We start from the raw sequence: 18,673 nt of genomic DNA on the forward strand, positions 1-18,673 counted from the left end.
CCGGTAGGGGGTGGAGGAGAAGAGGTCAGCCGGTGTCGCCCGGCCGCACCAGCCCCGCCTCGTACGCGAAGATCACCGCCTGGGCACGATCCCGCAGGTCGAGCTTGGCCAGCACCCGTCCGATGTGCGTCTTGACCGTCTGCTCCGCCACCACCAGCCGGCCGGCGATCTCCTGGTTGGAGAGCCCGCGCGCGATGAGCTCCAGTACCTCGGTCTCACGCGGGGTGAGCCCGTTCAGCCGCAGTGCCGGGTCCTTGCGCGGCGCCGGCCGCTGCTGCACGAAGTCGGCGATCAGCCGCCGCGTCACCGAGGGCGCCAGCAGCGCCTCGCCCGACGCGACCACCCGTACCGCCGCGATCAGATCGGCCGGCGGCGCGTCCTTCAGCAGGAACCCGGAGGCGCCGGCGCGCAGCGCCTCGTACACGTAGTCGTCGATGTCGAAGGTCGTCAGCATCAGCACCTTCGGCCGGTGCACCACCCCGGGCGGGGGCTCGAGGAGTTCGCGGGCGGCCGTGAGCCCGTCCATCTCCGGCATCCGCACGTCCATCAGCACCACGTCGGGGTGCGTGGAGCGGGACACCTGCACGCCCTGCCGCCCGTCGGGAGCCTCGCCCACCACGTCGATGTCGGCCTGCGCCGACAGCAGCGCGGCGAACCCCGCCCGCACCATGGCCTGGTCGTCGACGATGATCACGCGGATGGTCAACTTACGTCCTCGCTCGGGGCGTTCAGGGGCAGACGGGCGGCGACGCGGAACCCGCCGTCGGGCAGCGGGCCGGTGTCCAGCGTCCCGCCGGTCAACCGTACGCGCTCCCGCATCCCCACCAGACCGTGGCCCGTGCCCGAACTCTCCAGCTCCACCACGGCGTCCCGGGCCGGCCCGTTGACGACGAGCACGAGGACCTCCTCCTCGTCGACGGTCACCGAGACCCGGGTCCGTGCCCCGGGCGCGTGCCGCACCACATTGGCCAGGGCCTCCTGCACGATCCGGTACGCCGACAGGTCCACGGCGGGCGGAGCCGCCTCGGCCGCGCCGGTGGCCAGGGACAACTCCACCGGCTGCCCCGCCCGTACGGTCGCCTCCACCAGCTGCTGGAGCCGGTCGATGCCGGGCTGCGGGGCCTTGTCGCCCTCCGCGCGCTCCGTACCGTCGCCCCGCAGGACGGTCAGCAGCCGCCGCATCTCGCCCAGCGACTCGCGCGCACTGGCCGCGATCGCCGCGAACTCCTCCCGTACCGGCTCCTCCATGCCCGGCAGCCGGTACGGCGCGGAGTCGGCCTGCACGGTGATCACCGACATGTGGTGGGCCACCACGTCGTGCAACTCCCGGGCGATCCGCGCCCGTTCCTCCAGCAGCGTGCGCCGGGCCCGCTCCGCCTCGCTGATGCTCTCCTGCTCGGCGATCCGCTGCTGCGCGTCACCCAGCCCGCGCAGCGCCCCCGTCAGTGCCAGCAGCACTCCGGTGAGCACGAACAGCAGGGCGGCCGTGTTCATCGAGCCCTTCGGCGGGAAGAAGCCCAGCACCGCCCCGACCGCGCCGGTCGCCAGCCACACCCCGACCAGGGTCCGGATCGACTCGCGCAGCCCCAGGCAGGCCATCAGCGCCAGATAGCCGACGATGGCCATCGGGGTCCACGGCCAGGCGTGCGCGGCCACCCGGTCGGCCCAGATCAGCAGCACCGCGCCGATCGTGTCCGAGAGCAGGACCAGCGCCCAGGCGGCCATCGGCCGGGTCACGGCGAGCAGCAGCGGCACGGTCTGCGCCACCCCCAGCGCGCCCGACCAACCGCCGCCCAGCCCGTAGTCGTTCGTGAGCACCGCGATGGTCACCGGCAGCAGGGTCACCACGAAGACGCCGGCGACCACGAACGGCAGCCACCGCTGCCAGGCCTTGGGTGCCTGCGCGAACAGCGGTTCGCCGGCCCGGGCGGGTGTCCGCATCACCACCGCGAGCTGCGCGAGCGCGCCCGGCACCCGGGCGCCGGGCGCTGCGGCGGAAGGCGTACGGCTGCGCTCACCGGTCCGGAGGCGCAGCCGGGGGAGGGTGCGGGTGGGGCGGGCTCTGTCGGTCATGATCGGACCAGCCTATGCGCCTCGGGCCCCGATCCGCGGTACGGATAGGCTGCTCGCCGGTCGATCACGGGGAGCCGGTGCACATGGGCGGGGCAGCCGCGCTGGAGAAGCTGGTGCCGGTACTGCTGGCGTTCGGCGGCGGGGTGCTCCTGGCACGCCGCAAGATCGTTCCGGCGGAGGCCTCCAAGGCCTTCTCGGACTACGCGTTCCTCTTCGCGGTGCCGTGCTACCTCTTCGGCAACATCTACGCCGGCGACCTCGCGGCCCTGTTCGACTGGCAGGCGATCGGAGGCTACGCCGCGGCGGCGGCCCTCGCGGTGGCGGCGGTGGCCACGGCGGCGGTCGCCCGAGGTCTACGGGAGCCCCGTGACGTGGCGCTGCGCGTGATGGCGGGAGTCCAGGTGAACACCGCCTACTTCGCCGTCCCGGTGTTCATCACCGTGTTCGGGACGGCGGCCCCGATCTTCCCGATCCTGCTCTTCCAGGTCTGCGTCCTGTCCCTCGTCGTCATCGCCCTGATGGAACTCGGCCGCGCCGGTCCCGGGGCGGGCGGTCCGGGACGGCGGCTGGCCCGGGCGGCCGGCGCCTCGCTCGCCACGCCGCTGGTGCTGGCCTGCAACGCGGGGATCCTGCTCAACCTGCTCTCGGTGCACGTCCCCTCGGTGATCCTGGACGGAGCCGCCTTCGTCGGGGACAGCGCCTCCCCGGTGGCCCTGTTCGCGCTCGGCCTGCACCTGGGCGGCATCGGCCTGGACCTGCGGGGCACCACGCGCGAGGAGCTGGCGCTCATCGGCTTCAAGTGCCTGGCCTTCCCGCTGCTCACCTGGGCGGTGTGCGGGGCGGTGTTCGGGGTGCGGGGCGAGTGGCTCGCGTACCTGGTCCTGATCGCCGCGATGCCGACCCCGCAGAACCTGTTCATCTTCGCCCAGCGCTACGACGTGGGCGTAGAACTCTCCGCCTCCATAGTGATCAAGAGCTCACTCGTGTCCCTCCTGCTGCTGCCCCTGTGGCTCCAGACCGTGGCCTCATGACGCGATCGAGATCGTCGACGCGCAAGGTCATGATCCGGCCTTGCGCTTGTTGTAGACGTCGAATCCGACGGCCGCCAGCAGGACCAGGCCCTTGATCACCTGCTGGTAGTCGGTCCCCACGCCGACCAGCGACATGCCGTTGTTCAGCACGCCCAGCACCAGACCGCCGATGATCGCGCCGAGGACGGTGCCCACACCGCCGCTGGCGGAGGCGCCGCCGATGAAGGCGGCGGCGATCGCCTCCAACTCGAAGTTGATGCCGGCCTGCGGCGTGCCGGCGTTGAGCCGCGCGGCGAAGACCAGCCCGGCCAGGGCCGCCAGGACGCCCATGTTCACGAAGGCCAGGAAGACGACCCGCTTGCTCTTCACCCCGGACAGCCTCGCTGCCGCCTCGTTGCCGCCGATGGCGTAGGTGTGCCGCCCGAGGATCGAGTTGCGCATCACGTACCCGAAGCCGACCAGCAGGGCGCCGAGGACCAGCAGGACGACCGGCACCCCGTGGTAGCTGGCCAGCAGCAGCGTGAAGGCCACCACGGCCGCGGTGATCGCGCCGAGTTTCACCAGGAACAGCCCGGTCGGGAGGGGTTCCAGCCCGTACGCTGCGGCCCGCCGCCGTCCGCGCACCTCCTGCAGGATCGCGACGGCCAGCACCGAGAGGCCCAGCAGGAGGGTGAGGTTGTGGTAGTCGGTGTGGGGGCCGACCGAGGGGAGGAAGCCGCTGCTGATGTTCTGGAAGCCCTTGGGGAGCGGCGCCACCGTCTGGCCCTGCAGGAGGATCTGGGTCCCACCGCGGAACAGCAGCATGCCGGCCAGCGTGACGATGAACGAGGGGATCCCGAGGTAGGCGATCCAGAAGCCCTGCCAGGCTCCCGCGAGGGCCCCGATCAGCAGCGCGGCCACCAGTGCCAGGGGCCACGGCACGTCGTGCCTGACCATCATCACCGCCGCGGCCGCCCCTACGAAGGCGGCGAGCGACCCGACCGACAGGTCGATGTGCCCGGCGATGATGACGATCATCATGCCGATGGCCAGGATGAGGATGTAGCCGTTCTGCTGGATCAGATTGGTGATGTTGAGCGGCTGGAGCAGGATGCCGTCCGTCCAGAACTGGAACAGCAGCACGATCAGCGCCAGCGCGACCAGCATCCCGTACTGGCGCAGGTTGCCGCGCAGCGCTCGGGCCAGTACGGCACCGGCCGACGGACGTCGGCCGGTCTGCGGTGTGCGGGGCGCGGTGTCTGGGGTGGTCTGGGTCTGGGCCATGCCTCACACCTGCTTGTCGGGGTATGCCGCGCTCATGGTCATGAGCCGCATGAGGGATTCCTGGGTGGCGTCCGCGCGGGTGACCTCACCGGTGATGCGGCCTTCGGCCATGGTGTAGATCCGGTCGCACAGGCCGAGGAGTTCGGGGAGTTCGGAGGAGATGACGAGTACCGACTTGCCCTGGGCGGCGAGTTCGGCGATGACGGTGTAGATCTCCGCCTTGGCACCGATGTCGATGCCCCGGGTGGGTTCGTCGAGGATCAGCACCTCCGGCTCGGCGAAGATCCACTTGCTGAGGACGACCTTCTGCTGGTTGCCGCCGCTGAGCTTCCCGGTCTGCACGAACACCGAGGGAGCCTTGATGTTCATGGTCCGCCGGAACGATTCGGCGATCCGGGCCTCCTCGTGCCGGTCGACCCAGCCGCGCCGGGCGACCTTGCCGAGGGAGCTCAGTGAGATGTTCCGGCTGATGTCGTCGCCCAGGTCGAGGCCGAGCTGCTTGCGGTCCTCGGTCACGTACGCGATGCCGTGCCCGATCGCCTCCGGCACCGTCCGGGTACGGATCTCCCGGCCGTGCAGCCGCACCCGGCCCCCGGTCCACCGTCCGTACGAGCGGCCGAAGACGCTCATGGCCAGTTCGGTGCGGCCGGCGCCCATGAGGCCGGCCATGCCGACGATCTCTCCTCGACGGACGTGCAGCGAGGCGCCGTCGACCACGTTGCGCCGGTGGTCGATCGGGTGCCGGACGCTCCAGTCCTCGATCTCGAAGGCGACCTCGCCGATCTCCGCCCCGTCCTCCGCATAGGGCAGCCGCTCGGGGAAGCGGTGTTCCAGGTCGCGGCCGACCATGCCGCGGATGATCCGCTCCTCGGAGATGCCCTCGGAACCGATCGCGATGGTCTCGATGGTCCGCCCGTCGCGCAGGATGGTGACGGCGTCGGCGACCCGGGCGATCTCGTTCAGCTTGTGCGAGATGAGGATGCAGGAGATGCCCTGAGCCTTGAGTTCGAGGATCAGGTCGAGCAGCTTGCGGCTGTCCTCGTCGTTCAGGGCGGCCGTCGGCTCGTCCAGGATGAGCAGCTTGACCTTCTTGGCGAGCGCCTTGGCGATCTCGACCAACTGCTGTTTGCCGACGCCGAGGTCGGCGATCCTGGTGTGCGGGCCTTCGTCGAGTCCGACCTGCCGCATCAGTGCGGCGGCGTGGGTGAGCGTCCGGTGCCAGCTGATGAAGCCGCGAGTGGCGTGTTCGTTGCCGAGGAAGATGTTCTCGGCGATGGACAGGTACGGCACCAGCGCGAGTTCCTGGTGGATGATCACGATGCCGCGCCGCTCGCTGGCCCTGATGTCCTTGAACCGGCAGGGCTCGCCTTCGAAGCGGATCTCGCCTTCGTAACCACCGTGCGGGTAGACCCCGCTGAGCACCTTCATCAAGGTGGACTTGCCGGCGCCGTTCTCGCCGCAGATGGCGTGCACCTCACCGGCGGCGACGGTCAGGTTGACCTCGGAGAGCGCCTTGACGCCGGGGAACGACTTGCTGATCGACCGCATTTCGAGGACTGGTCCGGCCATGGCTGTGCATCCGTATCGTTCGGGGCGGTGCGGGGCGGCCTCCCGGGCCTCGCACCACCGGTTCCGTGCCGGGCCGGGTCGGCCGGGCCAGGCGGCTACTTGAGCTGGTCCGCGGTGTACTGACCGCTGTCCACCAGGACCTTCCGGTAGTTGTCCTTGTCGACACTGACCGGCTGGAGCAGCTGCGCCGGCACGGTCTTGACGCCGTTCTCGTACTGGCTGGTGTCATTGACCTCGGGCTTGCCACCGCTCAGTAGCGCGTCGCCCATCTGGACCGCCGCCTTGGCCAGTTGGCGGGTGTCCTTGTAGACCGTCTGGGTCTGCTCGCCCGCGATGATCGACTTCACCGAGGCCAGCTCGGCGTCCTGGCCCGTGACGACGGGCAGTGCCTGGCCGCTGCCGTAGCCGACGCCCTTGAGCGACGAGATGATGCCGATCGAGATGCCGTCGTACGGGGAGAGCACGGCGTCGACGCGGGCTGCGGTGTACGACTTGCTCAGCAGGTTGTCCATCCGGGACTGGGCGAGACCGCCGTCCCAGCGCAGTGTGGCGATCTGGTTGAAGGAGGTCTGGCCGCTCTGCACGACCAGCTTCTTGTCGTCGACGTACGGCTTGAGGACGCTCATCGCACCGTTGAAGAAGAACGTGGCGTTGTTGTCGTCCGGTGAACCGGCGAACAGCTCGATGTTGAAGGGGCCCTTGCCGTCCTTGAGGCCGAGCTTGTCGACGATGTAACCGCCCTGGAGGACGCCGACCTTGTAGTTGTCGAAGGTCGCGTAGTAGTCGACGTTCTTCGTTCCGCGGATCAGCCGGTCGTAGGAGATCACCGGGATGTGCGCGTCGGCGGCCTTCTGCAGCACGTTGGTGAGCGAGGAGCCGTCGATGGCGGCGATCACCAGCAGCTTGGCCCCCTTGGTGATCATGTTCTCCACCTGGGCGACCTGGTTCTCCACGACGTTGTCGCCGTATTGGAGGTCGGTCTTGTAACCCTTGGCCTGGAACTCCTTGACCATGTTGGTGCCGTCGTTGATCCAGCGCTCGGACGACTTGGTCGGCATCGCGATGCCGATGAGGCCACCCTTGGCGTCGGCCTTGGCCGTGCCCTCGCCCGTGCCGTTGGCGCTCTGGCCGCAGGCCGCCAGCGACAGCGTCAGACCCGCGGTGACAAGGCCTGCTGAAAGCTTCCGCACAGTTCCTCCAGTGATGTTCCGCGACCGGCACGGAGCGACCCGGCTGGGCGACCGGAAGCGGTCGGGCGGGGGTCGGCCGGGGGACGATTCCTCGCGCTGTGCGAAGTCGGGATCGCACCGGCTCCGGCCTGGCGATACCTGAGTGTTAACGCTCACAAGTGCGTCGTCAAGGGTCTGTTCGGATCACTGTAGGGTCGGCGATCAGTGGCGTACCGTAGCCCGGAGTCGAGGAGGGACGTGAGCGTGGGAAACGACAGTGCCGGGACCGAGCGGCGCCCGCCCGTGATGGCGGACGTGGCGAAATTGGCCGGCGTGTCCCACCAGACGGTGTCCCGGGTGCTCAACGGCGCCCCGCACGTGCGCCCCGGCACCCGGGAGCGGGTGCTCGCCGCCATCCGTGAGCTGGACTACCGGCCCAACTCCGCCGCCCGCGCCCTGGTCACCCGCCGCTCGCAGACCCTCGGTGTGGTCAGCTTCGAATCGACCCTGTATGGTCCCGCCTCGATGCTGCACGGCATCGAGCAGGCCGCGCGCAGTGCGGGGTACTTCGTCAGTGTGACGAGCCTGCACTCCCTGGACGGCCGCTCGGTCCAGGAAGCCGTCGACCGACTGCGCGACCAGGGCGTGGAGGGCGTGGTCGTGATCGCGCCCCAGATCTCCGCCGTCAGTGCGGTGGCCAGGCTCTCCAGCTCCGTGCCGGTCGTCGCGGTCGGACCGGGCAGCCAGTCGCGCGTTCCGATGGTCTCGGTGGACAACCGGTCCGGCGCCGAAGCGGCCACCAGGCACCTGCTCGATCTGGGCCACCGCACCGTGCACCACCTGGCCGGCCCGGCCGGCTGGATGGAGAGCCAGGACCGCCAGGAGGGCTGGCGCGGCGCGCTCGAGGCTGCCGGAGCCCCCGTGCCGCGTGTCGAGCCCGGCGACTGGAGTGCGCGCGCCGGCTACCAGGCGGGGTTGCGGATCGCCGAACTGGAGGACGTCACCGCCGTCTTCTGCGCCAACGACCACATGGCGCTCGGACTGCTGCGGGCCCTGCACGAGGCCGGCCGCTCGATCCCGGGCGACATCAGCGTGGTCGGCTTCGACGACATTCCCGAGGCCGCCTACTTCACCCCGCCCCTGGCCACGGTGCGGCAGGACTTCGGCGAGCTCGGCCGCCGGGCCCTGGAACTGCTCGTCGAGGAGCTGGAGGGCGGCGGGCACACCCGCACCCACGTGCGGATCTCGCCCGAGATGGTGCTGCGCCGCAGCGCGGGTCCCGCCGCGCGTCGTTGACCCGGCGCCACCGGACCCGGGGCCGCCTTACCCTGGCGGCCCGCGCTCCCCGACACGTCGGCCGCACTGGGTCGAGGGCGCCGGCGTTCCCTGGACGGAGTGGCGTTAGCGCTAACAATTTGGGTCGCCCAGCCTCGAAACTCACCCGACCGAGGCGCGGTGAACGCGGCCATCGGCCCCGGCGTCGTGGGGGCTGAGCTGTTCGACGTCGTCGCGGCGGGCGCGTAAGGCTGTCAAGTACAGCTCTACATCGGCTAGTTGGGCCTCCGCGATCCTGGTGGCAGCCTTGGTTCACAGTCCCTGGGCCAGCCGGTGGTAAGCCTGGTTCCAGCGGAGGTCGCGCCGGAACTGCTTGGGGGTGGTGGCCTGGTCGATGAGGGCGAGTTCCAGGCGGAGCATCTCCGCCAGGTCGTCGAGGTGGTCGGAGGTCAGGGCGGTGCTGAGGACGGTGTGGTGGGGACCTCCGGCCGTCAGCCAGGATTCGGTGGAGGTCCGCAGGTCGGGGCGTGGCCGCCAGACCGCGCGGGCGACGGGGAGGGCGGGCAGCGGGTGCGGGGGTTCCACCACGTCGATGTCGTTGGCGACCAGACGGAAGCGGTCGCCGAGGTCGGCGAGGCCGACCACCACGGCCGGCCCGGGGGCGGCGTCGAACACCAGCCGCACCGGGTCCTCCCGCCCGCCGATACCGAGGGGATGGATCTCGCAGCCGGGCCTGGCGGTGGCGATGGTGGGGCAGACCTCCAGCATGTGTGCGCCGAGGATGAGCTCGTTGCCCGCCGTGAGGTCGTAGGTGTAGTCCTCCATGAAGGAGGTGCCGCCCGGGAGCCCGGCGGCGGCCACCTTGAGGGCGCGCAGCAGGACGGAGGTCTTCCAGTCGCCCTCCCCGCCGAAGCCGTAGCCCTGGGCCATGAGCCGCTGGACCGCCAGACCGGGCAGCTGGCGAAGTCCCCCCAGGTCCTCGAAGTTGGTGGTGAAGGCCCTGAAGCCGCCCGTTTCGAGGAAGGCGCGCAGGCCGGCTTCGATGCGGGCCGCGTAGCGCAGCGAGTCGTGCCGTTCGCCTCCCGGTCGCAGTTCCGGCGCCAGGTGGTAGACGTCCTCGTACTCCTTGACGAGGGCAGTCACCTCGGTCTCTTCCGCGCTGTCGACGAGCTCCACCAGGTCGTTGACGCCGTAGGTGTTGACGGAGACGCCGAAGCGCAGCTGGGCCTCGACCTTATCGCCCTCGGTGACGGCCACGTCGCGCATGTTGTCGCCGAAGCGGGCGACCTTGAGGGTGGCCAGTTCGGACCGTGCGGCGGCCGCCCGCGCCCAGACCGCGATGCGTTCGGTCGTCACCGGGTCGGTGACGTGGCCGGCCACGGTCTTGCGGGGTACGCCGAGACGGGCCTGGATGTGCCCGAACTCGCGGTCTCCGTGCGCGGCTTGGTTGAGGTTCATGAAGTCCATGTCGATGGTGTCCCAGGGCAGGGACACGTTCGACTGGGTGTGGAGGTGCAGCAACGGCTTGCGCAGCGCGTCGAGTCCGGCGATCCACATCTTGGCCGGCGAGAAGGTGTGCATCCAGGCGATGAGCCCGATGCACCGGTCGTCGGCGTTGGCGTCGAGGCACACCCGGCGGATGGCGTCGGCGTCGGTCAGTACCGGCTTCCACGCCACGCGCGCGGGAATGCCGGAGGTGTCGGCCAGCGCGGTCGCGATCTGCCGCGACTGGTCGGCGACCCGCTTCAGCGTCTCCTCCCCGTACAGGCCTTGGCTGCCGGTGAGGAACCAGAGCTCCTGGGCGGGGGACGTTTGGCTGGGCACATGGACTCCTGAAGGTGACGTCCCGCAACGGTGGTGAGGGCGGCGGGCGGGTGGGAAGCGGGTACGAGCGAGCGGGGCGGCGTCAGCCCGCGGTGTGGGCCGTGTCGCGGATGTTCCGCAGGCGGTGCAGCAGGCCGCCGGTGCCGAAGTGGTCGTGGAGGAGCCGGTACTCGGCGAAGAGGGCGTCGTAGGCGTCGGCTCGGGAGGCGTCGGGCGTGTAGACGGCAGGCCGTCGGCGGCCCATGGCGGCGGTGGCCGTACGGACGTCGGAGTGCGCGCCGGCGGCCACGGCGGCGTGGATGGCAGACCCGAGGGCGGGGCCCTGGCCGGACGCGGCGAGGGAGACGGGGCGGCGCAGCACGTCGGAGTAGATCTGCATCAGCAGTTCGTTCCTGGCCAGTCCGCCGGCGACGATGAACTCGTGCACCGGCACGCCTCCCCCCTCCAGCGCCTCCACGATGACGCGGGTGCCGAACGCGGTGGCTTCGAGCAGCGCGCGGTAGACGTCCTCGGGGCGGGTCGCGAGGGTGAGGCCCACGATGACTCCGGAGAGGTGGTGGTCGACGAGGACCGAACGGTTGCCGTTCAGCCAGTCGAGGGCGACCAGTCCGTGGCCGCCGACCGGCTGCCGGGCGGCTTTCCGGGTCAGCAGGGTGTGCAGGTCTTCGCCGCGGTCGGCGGCCTCGGCGAGGTAGTCCGGCGGGACGCCTTGGTCGAGTACCCAGGCGAAGATGTCGCCGACCGCGCTCTGGCCGGCCTCGTAGCCGTAGGTTCCCTCCACGATCCCGCCGTGGACGACACCGCAGATGCCGGGGACGTCGGCGAGGACGGGAGCGTTCACGACGTGGCAGGTGGAGGTCCCCATGATGGCGAGCAGTTGACCGTCCTCGACGGCCTGGGCCGCCGCAGCGGTGACGTGGGCGTCGACGTTGCCCGCGGCCACGGCGATGCCGGGGCGCAGCCCTGTCCACGCTGCCGCCTCGGCAGTGAGCGAGCCCACTCGTGAACCCAGCGGGGAGAGGGGGAATTCGAGGCGGGTGCGTGCGAAGTCGGCGAACCGGGGGTTCAGCGCGGCCAGGTACTCCTCGCTCGGGTAGGCGCCGTCCTGCAGGATGCCCTTGTATCCGGCCGTGCAGGCGTTGCGGGACTCGGCTCCGGTGAGCTGCCACACGATCCAGTCGGCAGCCTCGATCCACCGCGCGCAGGTTTCGTAGACGAGCGGATCCTCCTCCAGGAGCTGGAGGGCCTTCGCGAACTGCCATTCGGCGGAGATCCGGCCGCCGTAGCGGGCGATCCACTTCTCCCCGCGGGCGTGGGCGAGTTCGTTGATGCGGTCGGCATACGACTGGGCCGCGTGGTGCTTCCACAGCTTGGGCCACGCGTGCGGCCGTCCGGCGAGCTCCGTCTCGGCGAGGGGGGTCCCGTCGGCCAGCGTGGGCAGGACGGTGCACGCGGTGAAGTCGGTGGCGATGCCGATGACCGCGGCAGGATCGACCCCGGCCGCGGCCACGGCCTCCGGGACGGCGTGACGCAGTACATCCAGCCAGTCCTGGGGGTGTTGCAGGGCCCAGTCCGGGGGCAGTTGCGCACCGCCGTGCGGCAGGTGCCGGTCGATGACGCCGTGCCGGTAGGCGTGGACCGCGGCCGCCAGCTCCTGCCCGTCGTGAACCCGCACCACCACGGCGCGGCCCGACAGTGTGCCGAAGTCGACGCCGACCGTGTACTGCTCCGATGCCTCGGAATGCGGGGCGGGCGCGAGGAGATGGGGTGACGTCAACGGAGTGCCTTTCGAAGGAGCCGTTTGGCCGGGGATGGCGGGCGGGCCGGTGGTTCCCCCGCAGTGTGAACGCTAACAATGTCGGTAGGCAAGGGGTCTTTGCAGGGGTGTGCCTCGGTGCCGTGCTCGACCCGATAACGGACAGGTAACGCGCGCAAGGGGGTTGAGAACGTGGTTTGTTAACGCTCACAATGCAGCGGGCCCCCTTCTTGGGGGATCGCTCGCCTGCCGACCCCGCGACCTCGCCCCCGACCCCCGAAGCCGGTCGGCCCCGGCCCGTCGTGCAGCCCCTCTTCCGTACACCCGTACACCCGTACCCCCGAAAGGACACTCGACATGGCCCGCAGAGCAGCCCTCGCCCTCACCGCCGCCGTTCTCGCCTCCTCGGCATTGACCGCCTGCTCGACCGAGAGCCCCGCCCCCGGCTCCTCCTCGGCGGCAGCCAAGGGAGGTTCCGACGGCACGATCACCCTCGGCTTCGCCCAGGTCGGCGCCGAGAGCGGGTGGCGTACCGCCAATACCAAGTCCGTCCAGGAATCGGCGAAGAAGGCCGGGATCACCCTCAAGTTCTCCGACGGGCAGCAGAAGCAGGAGAACCAGATCAAGGCGATCCGCAGCTTCATCCAGCAGAAGGTCGACGTCATCGCCTTCTCGCCCGTCGTGGAGTCCGGCTGGGACACGGTGCTGAAGGAGGCCAAGGACGCAGGCATCCCGGTCATCCTCACCGACCGCGCCGTGGACACGAAGGACACCTCCCTCTACAAGACCTTCCTGGGCTCCGACTTCGTCAAGGAGGGCAAGTCCGCGGGAGAGTGGCTGACCGCCGCGTACGCCAACGAGCAGGGCCCGGTCAACATCGTCGAGCTCCAGGGCACCACGGGCTCCGCACCCGCCAACGACCGCAAGGCCGGCTTCGCCGACGCCATCCGCGCCGACGGCAAGTTCAAGATCGTCGCCTCGCAGACGGGCGACTTCACCCGCGCCAAGGGCAAGGAGGTCATGCAGGCGTTCCTGAAGTCCCAGAAGGACATCGACGTCCTCTACGCCCACAACGACGACATGGCCCTCGGCGCCATCCAGGCCATCGAGGAGTCCGGCAAGAAGCCCGGGACGGACATCAAGGTGATCTCGGTGGACGGGATCAAGGACGCCTTCGTCGCGATGACCGAGGGCAAGATCAACGTCGTGGTGGAGTGCAACCCGATGCTCGGCGACCAGCTGATGGAGCTGACCAAGAAGGTCGCGGCCGGGGAGAGCGTGCCGACCCGTGTCGAGACCGCGGAGGGTGTCTTCCCGCAGGACAAGGCCGCGGCCGCGCTGCCGTCCCGGAACTACTGATACCGAACGTCCCTGTTCCGGAGGGGGCCGAGCTGCCTCGGGGGAGTGGGGCACGCACGCCCCCGCGCTGCCCGGCACGGCGCCTCGCCGCCTTGTCGCAGCACCCGAGTACGTCCGGTACGAGGGCTTTGCGATGCACCGCACCGGAGGACGCGGAAACGCCCCCCGCCTCCCCGAGGCCGCTTGGCCCCGGTGCCTCCTTCACCGTCCGGAGCCCGCTCCACCACCCCACCCACGAGAGGAGGCCGGATGGCATCCCCGTCCAGCCCGCGGCCCACGGACGACGGCGGCCCGCGGCCGGTCCTGGAAGCCCGGGACATCCGCAAGCAGTTCCCGGGCGTGCTCGCCCTCGACGGAGTCGCCCTGCGGCTCTTCCCCGGTGAAGTGCACGCCCTGATGGGCGAGAACGGCGCCGGCAAGTCCACCCTGATCAAGGTGCTCACCGGTGTCCACCCCGTCGAAGGCGGCACCATCCTCGTCGACGGCCGGCCCCACACCTTCGCAGACCCCCTCCAGGCGCAGCGGGCCGGAATCAGCACCGTCTACCAGGAGGTCAACCTCTGCCCGAACATCTCGGTCGCCGAGAACATCCTCATCGGGCGCGAACCGCGCCGGTTCGGTCTCATCCACTGGTCCGCGATGCGGCGGCGGGCGGCCGAGCTGCTGACGGAACTGGACCTCGACCTGGACGTCACCGGCCTGCTCGGTGCGCACTCCCTGGCCGTGCAGCAACTGGTCGCCATCGTCCGGGCGGTGGACGTCTCGGCGAAGGTGCTCGTGCTGGACGAACCCACCTCCAGCCTGGACCGCGAGGAGGTCGCCCAACTCTTCACCCTGGTGCGGCGCCTGCGCGACCGCGGTGCGGCCATCCTCTTCGTCACGCACTTCCTCGACCAGGTCTTCGATCTCTGCGACCGCGTCACCATCCTGCGCAACGGCCGCCTGGAAGGCGAGTACCCCATCGGCGAACTCACTCCGGTGACGCTGGTGCAGCGCATGATCGGCGGAGAACTGGCCACCCTCGACCAGCTGTCCGAACGAGCCCACGGGGAAGCGGCCGAACGGGAGACCGGCGAGCCGTTCCTCCGGGCACGCCAACTGACCCGCACGGGTTCGATCGAACCGTACGACCTCGACATCCACGCCGGCGAGGTCATCGGACTGGCCGGCCTCCTGGGCTCGGGCCGCACCGAGGCGGCGCGCCTCCTGTTCGGCGCGGACAGCGCGGACGCCGGAGAAGTCGGCATCGAGGGCGAGAAGGTACTGCTGCGCACCCCCCGCCACGCCATCGCCCGGGGCATCGCCTTCTGTTCCGAGAACCGCAAGTCAGAGGGACTGGTGGGCGAGCTCACGGTCCGCGAGAACATCATCCTCGCCCTTCAGGCCGCCCGCGGCTGGACCAGGCCACTGACCCGTGCGAAACAGGACGAACTGGCACGGCACTGGATCGAAGCCCTGGACATCCGCCCCGCCGACCCCGAAGCGCAGGTACGCCACCTCAGTGGAGGAAACCAGCAGAAGGTCCTCCTCGCACGCTGGCTGCTGACCGAACCCCGGCTGCTGATCCTCGACGAACCCACCCGGGGCATCGACATCGGCGCGAAGGCGGAAATCCAGAAGCTCGTGGCCCGCCTGGCGGGCGAAGGCACCGCCGTGCTGTTCATCTCGGCGGAACTCGAAGAGGTACTGCGCCTCAGCCACCGCATCGCCGTGCTCCGCGACCACCGCATGGTGGCCACCCTCACGAACGACGACAGCGTCACACCCGAACGCATACTCACCACCATCGCCACCGGAGCCGACTCATGACCCCCCAGCCCGCCCGGTCCAAGGCGGTCGGCGGAATCGGGAGACGACTGGCCGGCCACCGCCTGCTGTGGCCCACGCTCATCCTGCTGGCCCTGCTCCTCGGCAACCTCGCGTTCCACCACGACTTCTTCTCCGTCCACGTACGCGACGGGCACCTCTACGGCAGCCTCATCGACGTCCTCCAGTTCGGCGCGCCCCTCACCCTGGTGGCGCTCGGCATGACCCTCGTCATCGCCACCCGCGGCATCGACCTCTCGGTGGGTTCCACCGTCGCCATCGCCGGCGCCCTCGCCTGCGGGCACATCTCCACCGCCGCACGTCCCGGCAGCGTCGCCACCGTGCTCACCGCCGTCGCCCTCGCGCTCGGCGTCGCCCTCGTGCTGGGCCTCGCCAACGGCTTCCTGGTCTCCGGACTGGGGGTGCAGCCCATCGTCGCCACCTTGATCCTCATGGTCGCGGGCCGCGGCGTCGCCCAGCTCATCACCGACGGCCAGATCATCACGGTGACGAGCGCGCCCTACAAGACGATCGGAGGCGGCTACTGGCTGACCATCCCCTTCGCCGTCCTCCTGGCAGCCGCCCTCGTCGCGCTCACCGCCTTCATCACCCGTCGCAGCGCACTCGGCATGCTGATCGAGTCCGTGGGCGGCAACCCCGCCGCCAGCCGCCTGGTCGGCATCCGCGCCGGCGGTCTGCTCGCCCTGGTCTACGTCTTCAGCGCGCTGTGCGCCGCCATCGCCGGGCTGATGATCAGTTCCAACGTCTCCAGCGCCGACGGCAACAACGCGGGCCTGTGGATCGAACTCGACGCGATCCTCGCCGTCGTCGTCGGCGGCACCGCCCTGACCGGAGGACGCTTCTCCCTCGGCGGCACCGTCCTCGGCGCACTGATCATCCAGACCCTCTCCACCACCGTCTACACCCTCGGCGTCCCGCCCGAGACCACCCTCGTCTTCAAGGCCTTCGTCGTCATCGCCGTCTGCCTCCTACAGTCCCCGGTCTTCCGGGCCAAGGTCCTGCGCCGCCGCAGGACGACCACTCTGCCCACCCCGCAGCAGCAGGAGGTACGCGCATGAGTACCGGCATCGCGAGCGCCGCCGCTGGGCTCACCCGCCCCTTCGCGACCCTGTCCCCGCGCACCCGCACCCGTATCCCACTGATCGTCACGGCCGTCCTGCTGGTCGTCATGTTCAGCGTCGGATCGGTGCGCTACGAGGGCTTCCTCTCCGCGCAAGTCGTGCTGAACCTGCTGATCGACAACGGATTCCTCCTGGTCGTCGCGGTCGGGGCGACCTTCGTCATCCTCACCGGCGGCATCGATCTGTCCGTCGGCTCCATGGTCGCCCTGTCGACCATGCTCACCGCCTGGCTGGTCGAGTCGCACGGCTGGCCCCTGGCCACCGTCATCCCACTGGTCCTGCTGGTCGGCGCCGCGAGCGGGGCGCTCATGGGCTGGGTCATCCACACCTTCGAGATCCAGCCGTTCATCGTCACCCTGGCCGGCATGTTCCTCGCCCGCGGGCTCTGCTACACGATCAGTACCGAATCCATCAGGATCAGCGACCCCACCACGGCGGGCATCGCCCAGACCCGGCTGTACGGCCCGGCGGGACTGTTCGTCTCGATCCCGGTGGTCATCGCCCTGACCGTGCTGGTGATCGCCTTCGTCGTACTGCACCACACGCGCTTCGGCCGCAACGTGTACGCGCTGGGCGGCAATGAGCCCTCCGCACACCTCATGGGTCTTCCGGTGGGCTCCACGAAGATCGCCGTCTACGCCGTCAGCGGCCTGTGCTCCGCACTCGGCGGCCTGCTGCTGACCTTCTACATGCTCTCCGGCTACGCCCTCCACGCCATGGGCATGGAACTCGACGCGATCGCCGCCACCGTGATCGGCGGCACGCTGCTGACCGGAGGTTCCGGCTTCGTCCTGGGCACCGCCCTCGGCGTGCTCGTCCTCGGCATGATCCAGACGGTCGTCAACTTCCAGGGCACGCTCAGCTCCTGGTGGACCCGGATCGTCATCGGTGCCCTGCTGCTCGTGTTCATCGTGCTGCAACGCCTGATGAGTGCCGGTTTCGGCTCCCCTGCACGGGCAAGCCTCGAGTCCTAGGCGGTGTTGGTGTCGAAGGACGCGAACAAGGCCTCGGAGAGGGCGTGCCGGACTTGCGGTGAGCGGCTTCGGCCGGGTGCCAGACCGGACGCGGCCGCCAGGCCCGCGAGACCTTCGAACGGACCATCCCAGTCGCCCCGGCCGTCAAGCAGATCACCCGCACAGTCGAGCCTCGACCTCGTCACCGCCTGCCCCTCCTTCGTCGCCGAGCCGGCCCGCCTGCTGCGAGGGCTCAGCCATGCCCCGCGCCTCGCGGCGCCGGGGTGACGCCGCTGCGCGGCACGCGGACACCGTCCGCTGCCTCCTCACCCCAGGCGACAAGTGGGTCAAGCACATCGTCGCGCGCGTGACCACAAGTGGGGGCGGTGGACCCGGCCCAGGCCGGTCCACCGCCCCCACCTCCGCATCGCCCCGGGCAAGGATCGGCCGGTCTACGGCTGCACGGACACCGTGGCATTGAAGCCGCAGCACTCAAGCGTGAACGAACCGTCCTGCAGGGCCATGCCGAAGTACGAGCTCCGGATGATGTCGTTGTGCCCGATGCTGTCCGATCCGCCGACGGCGTAGATCCCGACGTGGTTGCCAGTGAGGCGGTTGTGCTCGATTACCGTGCCCGTGCCGGCGGCGATGCCCACATGCTGGGTCTCGCTGAAGAAGTCGGGGCCGCAGGCCGGATCTGGTTCCCGGCAGTCGTTGCCGCTGATGGTGTTCCGGGTGACGCGCCCGACCGCGCCCAAGAGGAACCCGATCCCGTCCGTTGACAGTCGCGGGTGTCCGGTGACGGTGCTGTTGACGAGCGTGGCGTTCGACCCCTGGTTGAGGACGGTGACGGCCCCGAGCCCTGGTAGTCCGAGATCTCGGAATCGTGGACCGTCACCGAACCCGTTCCGACGGGGAAGCTCCGACGAATACGGCGACCGCGCTGCGGGGACAAGGCACTGCGGGCGTGTTGGTGATGTGGTGACGCGAGCATGGCCAAGGTCGAGCCGGGCACCTCCCAGCACGCGGATGCCGGAGCCGAGTGCGCCGTTGCTGCACGTCCCGGAGCCTGGTCCACTGACGGCGAGCTGCGACAGTGCGACAGACGCGCCGTCGTGGATCTCGACAATCGAAGTGCCGCCGTCCTCGCCGGCCACCAGGGTCTGCGGAGCGCCCGAGCCGGTGATCGACACATTCTTGTCGATCACCACCTGCTCTCGGTACACACCGGGCCGGACGCGGATCCGGTCTCCGGGCTGGGCGGCATCGACTGCGGCCTGGATGGTGGGGTAGTCCTTGGGGACCAGCAGCTCGTGCGACGGGTTTGCTTGGGCCGACAGCGGAACCAACTGCCAGACGGTCGCGATGACGGCACAGAAGCCTAGGCGTGCGGCCGTCCTGATACGTGGGATTGCCATTCCGTTTCCGCTCTCGTGCGGTACTCCGCGAGGCC

14 protein-coding genes are annotated in these 18,673 nt (G+C 70.0%); 6 read left to right on the plus strand and 8 right to left on the minus strand.

The features are described 5' to 3' along the window. Positions 1–25 precede the first annotated feature (25 nt). Both ACFTXQ_RS01180 and ACFTXQ_RS01185 read right to left on the minus strand, forming a co-directional pair. Positions 26–706, minus strand: coding sequence for a response regulator (locus ACFTXQ_RS01180; protein WP_382634542.1), 681 nt, complete (start codon positions 704–706; stop codon positions 26–28). Further along, on the minus strand, positions 703–2,073 hold the full coding sequence (locus ACFTXQ_RS01185; RefSeq protein WP_382634544.1) for a sensor histidine kinase: 1,371 nt from the start codon (positions 2,071–2,073) through the stop codon (positions 703–705). Before ACFTXQ_RS01185 ends, ACFTXQ_RS01180 begins: the two co-directional genes overlap by 4 nt. Positions 2,074–2,156: 83 nt before the next feature. Here ACFTXQ_RS01185 and ACFTXQ_RS01190 point away from each other — a divergent pair, with 83 nt between their 5' ends. After that, on the plus strand, positions 2,157–3,104 hold the full coding sequence (locus ACFTXQ_RS01190) for an AEC family transporter (protein ID WP_382634547.1): 948 nt from the start codon (positions 2,157–2,159) through the stop codon (positions 3,102–3,104). A 27-nt stretch (positions 3,105–3,131) separates the two neighbouring features. Here the strand turns inward: ACFTXQ_RS01190 and mmsB are convergent, their stop codons facing one another. The 3 genes from mmsB to chvE all read right to left on the minus strand — a co-directional run bounded on the left by mmsB (position 3,132) and on the right by chvE (position 7,126). Then, the gene (gene mmsB / locus ACFTXQ_RS01195) at positions 3,132–4,367 is read right to left on the minus strand and encodes a multiple monosaccharide ABC transporter permease (protein WP_382634549.1); all 1,236 of its coding nucleotides are present in this window, start codon (positions 4,365–4,367) and stop codon (positions 3,132–3,134) included. A 3-nt stretch (positions 4,368–4,370) separates the two neighbouring features. Beyond that, positions 4,371–5,936, minus strand: a complete 1,566-nt coding sequence (gene mmsA / locus ACFTXQ_RS01200; RefSeq protein ID WP_382634551.1) for a multiple monosaccharide ABC transporter ATP-binding protein — start codon at positions 5,934–5,936, stop codon at positions 4,371–4,373. Positions 5,937–6,031: 95 nt separating this feature from the next. Further along, positions 6,032–7,126, minus strand: coding sequence for a multiple monosaccharide ABC transporter substrate-binding protein (chvE, locus tag ACFTXQ_RS01205; protein ID WP_382634554.1), 1,095 nt, complete (start codon positions 7,124–7,126; stop codon positions 6,032–6,034). A gap of 285 nt (positions 7,127–7,411) precedes the next feature. Between chvE and ACFTXQ_RS01210 the strand changes: the two genes are divergently transcribed. Then, positions 7,412–8,401, plus strand: a complete 990-nt coding sequence (locus ACFTXQ_RS01210) for a LacI family DNA-binding transcriptional regulator (protein ID WP_382635094.1) — start codon at positions 7,412–7,414, stop codon at positions 8,399–8,401. Between the two features lie 291 nt (positions 8,402–8,692). Here ACFTXQ_RS01210 and araA read toward each other — a convergent pair whose 3' ends face one another. Continuing rightward, on the minus strand, positions 8,693–10,204 hold the full coding sequence (gene araA, locus ACFTXQ_RS01215; RefSeq protein WP_382634557.1) for an L-arabinose isomerase: 1,512 nt from the start codon (positions 10,202–10,204) through the stop codon (positions 8,693–8,695). Between the two features lie 82 nt (positions 10,205–10,286). Further along, positions 10,287–11,981 carry a ribulokinase gene (gene araB, locus ACFTXQ_RS01220; protein WP_382634559.1) on the minus strand — a complete coding sequence of 565 codons (1,695 nt, stop codon included), beginning with the start codon at positions 11,979–11,981 and terminating at the stop codon, positions 10,287–10,289. 336 nt (positions 11,982–12,317) lie between these two features. Here araB and ACFTXQ_RS01225 point away from each other — a divergent pair, with 336 nt between their 5' ends. From ACFTXQ_RS01225 to yjfF, 4 genes are all read left to right on the plus strand, one after another. Further along, positions 12,318–13,319 carry an ABC transporter substrate-binding protein gene (locus tag ACFTXQ_RS01225; protein WP_382634561.1) on the plus strand — a complete coding sequence of 334 codons (1,002 nt, stop codon included), beginning with the start codon at positions 12,318–12,320 and terminating at the stop codon, positions 13,317–13,319. A 249-nt stretch (positions 13,320–13,568) separates the two neighbouring features. Continuing rightward, on the plus strand, positions 13,569–15,128 hold the full coding sequence (locus ACFTXQ_RS01230) for a sugar ABC transporter ATP-binding protein (RefSeq protein WP_382634563.1): 1,560 nt from the start codon (positions 13,569–13,571) through the stop codon (positions 15,126–15,128). Then, positions 15,125–16,204, plus strand: coding sequence for an ABC transporter permease (locus ACFTXQ_RS01235; protein WP_382634566.1), 1,080 nt, complete (start codon positions 15,125–15,127; stop codon positions 16,202–16,204). Before ACFTXQ_RS01230 ends, ACFTXQ_RS01235 begins: the two co-directional genes overlap by 4 nt. Continuing rightward, positions 16,201–17,241 (plus strand): galactofuranose ABC transporter, permease protein YjfF, encoded by a 1,041-nt coding sequence (gene yjfF / locus ACFTXQ_RS01240; RefSeq protein ID WP_382634569.1) that lies wholly within the window; start codon positions 16,201–16,203, stop codon positions 17,239–17,241. Before ACFTXQ_RS01235 ends, yjfF begins: the two co-directional genes overlap by 4 nt. 431 nt (positions 17,242–17,672) lie before the next feature. Here yjfF and ACFTXQ_RS01245 read toward each other — a convergent pair whose 3' ends face one another. Beyond that, on the minus strand, positions 17,673–18,638 hold the full coding sequence (locus ACFTXQ_RS01245) for a nitrous oxide reductase family maturation protein NosD (protein WP_382634570.1): 966 nt from the start codon (positions 18,636–18,638) through the stop codon (positions 17,673–17,675). Positions 18,639–18,673: the final 35 nt, after the last annotated feature.

It is taken from the genome of Streptomyces sp. NPDC057010 (assembly GCF_042673805.1).
Taxonomy (GTDB): domain Bacteria; phylum Actinomycetota; class Actinomycetes; order Streptomycetales; family Streptomycetaceae; genus Streptomyces.